Source organism: Psychrobacillus sp. (genome assembly GCF_056205495.1).
This window is the reverse complement of sequence record NZ_JBAEAP010000392.1, coordinates 1-2106: the sequence shown is the minus strand read 5'-3', so window position 1 is coordinate 2106 and position 2106 is coordinate 1. Positions and strand designations below refer to the sequence as shown.

Sequence of the window (2106 nt, the reverse complement as noted above, 5' to 3'; positions counted from 1 at the left end):
TTAGCTTTTGTAGCACCAAATTCAATTTTACCAACACCGTTGAAAATAGAAGATGCAGCATCCTTCATAACACCATGTTTAAGGATTTGTCCTTCCGTATGTTTACCCCAGTGAATAACTTTTGTTGTAAAGTTTTGTTTTTGAGTTCCACGACCTACAACAACCATTTTTACATGACCTTCTGAATTGTCCCCAACTAAATGAGTAACATTTTCAGAAATAGTATCACTATCGTTCATCATTCCAAGAGCCCATTCAATTACAGCGTCACGGCTAGTTACACCACGACGGTTAACATAAGTAGTAAATCCCTCTGCAAGAACGTCTACTGTACCGAAAGTAACTTTCGCATTATCCTTCACAATTACTTCAGAAACAATGTTAGCTAAACCGTTTGAATGTTCAACTGTAGACAAGTAGTTTTCCACATAAGTTACCGAACTGTTTTCATCCGCCACAAGCAATGTGTGGTTGAATAAAGAAGCAGTTTCGTTGTCATGTAGATAAATAACTTGAACAGGTTCTTCAATTACAACATTTTTCGGTACGTATACAAATACTCCACCGTTTAATAACGCAGCATGAAGTGCAGTTAATTTGTGTTCATTAACTTTAACGCCATCTGTCATGAAATATTTTTGTAAAAGCTCGCCATGTTCGCGTGCAGCAGTATAAATATCAGTAATGATCACACCTTGTGCTTTTAAATTATCTGTTACAGATAGGTAAGCAGGTGTATTGTTGTGTTGAATATAAATATTTTTTTGCTCATCTGCATGAACAAGCGCCTTCACTTCTTCAGGAAGTTCATCCAATGAAGAGAATGTAGTGCTTTCTACAGTATGAGCAGGAAATTCAGTGAAATTCCAATTTGTAATTTTAGTTTTATCTGGTGTTGGCATTGGAAGTGTTTCCACTTGACCTAAAGCAGAAAGACGAAGTTCCGTCATCCAGCTTGGTTCTTGGTGACCTTCTGAAAAGGAGCGAATATCCTGTTCGGTTAATGCCATTTTCGTTTCAACCGTCATGTCATGCGTCCCCTTTCTTATGCTTCTTGTCCAACTGTCTCGTCTTCAATTCCTAATTCTTCTTTAATCCAGTCATAACCTTGAGCTTCTAATTTTTGAGCTAGCTCAGGACCGCCAGATTTAACAACGCGACCTTGCATCATTACATGTACATGGTCTGGAGTGATGTAGTTAAGTAAACGTTGGTAGTGAGTGATGATTAAGCTACCAAAGCCTTCTCCACGCATTTCATTGATTCCTTTAGATACAACTTTAAGTGCATCGATATCTAGACCAGAGTCAATTTCATCTAAAATAGCGAATTTAGGCTTAAGCATCATTAATTGAAGAATCTCGTTACGTTTTTTCTCTCCGCCTGAGAATCCTTCATTTAAATAACGTTGTGCCATATCAAGATCCATTTCTAAGAATTCCATTTTGCTGTCTAATTCGCGGATAAATTTCATAAGAGAAATTTCATCGCCTTCTTCACGACGAGAATTGATAGCTGAACGCAAGAAGTCTGCATTAGTTACTCCAGTGATCTCACTTGGATATTGCATTGCAAGGAACAAACCAGCTTGAGCACGCTCGTCCACTTCCATTTCTAATACGTCTTCACCATCTAATTCAACTGAACCAGAAGTAACTTCATATTTAGGATGACCCATGATAGCTGAAGCCAAAGTAGACTTACCAGTACCGTTTGGACCCATGATAGCGTGAATTTCATTTGTGTTAAGGGATAAATTAACACCTTTTAAGATCTCTTTACCGTCGATAGCGACGTGTAAATCCTTAATAACTAAAGTCGACATTTAATAACCTCCATTAAGTAACTAGAAATGTATAACCATTCTAATTTATTATCATTCTAATCTTAACTCAAACTGAAGTCCCTTGCAAATCTTTTGAAACACTTTCTTATTGATAATATATAACAATTATAAGAGAAAAATTAGGTTCATCCGCATGGTACTTTATGACACTATCATTTTCAATAAGATAACTCTAATTGAGAATGCATATCACTACGGCGATAGTGTTAACTAAAAAATCCACGCAGCCTAGACTGCATGGATTTTTGTCTTCTATTTAA

The 2106-nt window shown here is 36.7% G+C and carries 2 protein-coding genes; both read right to left on the bottom strand.

Going from position 1 to position 2106, the window contains the following annotated elements; genetic code table 11:
* Positions 1–1028: SufB/SufD family protein (locus AC06OU_RS11630; RefSeq protein ID WP_475855942.1), on the bottom strand; the 1028-nt coding region annotated here is incomplete at its 3' end.
* A 17-nt stretch (positions 1029–1045) separates the two neighbouring features.
* The gene (gene sufC / locus AC06OU_RS11625) at positions 1046–1825 is read right to left on the bottom strand and encodes a Fe-S cluster assembly ATPase SufC (RefSeq protein ID WP_169359629.1); all 780 of its coding nucleotides are present in this window, start codon (positions 1823–1825) and stop codon (positions 1046–1048) included.
* Positions 1826–2106: the final 281 nt, after the last annotated feature.

What these genes read in the sequence shown, in the direction of transcription:
- sufC (WP_169359629.1), bottom strand. Translation starts at nt 1,825, where the DNA reads ATGTCGACTTTAGTTATTAAGGATTTACACGTCGCTATCGACGGTAAA.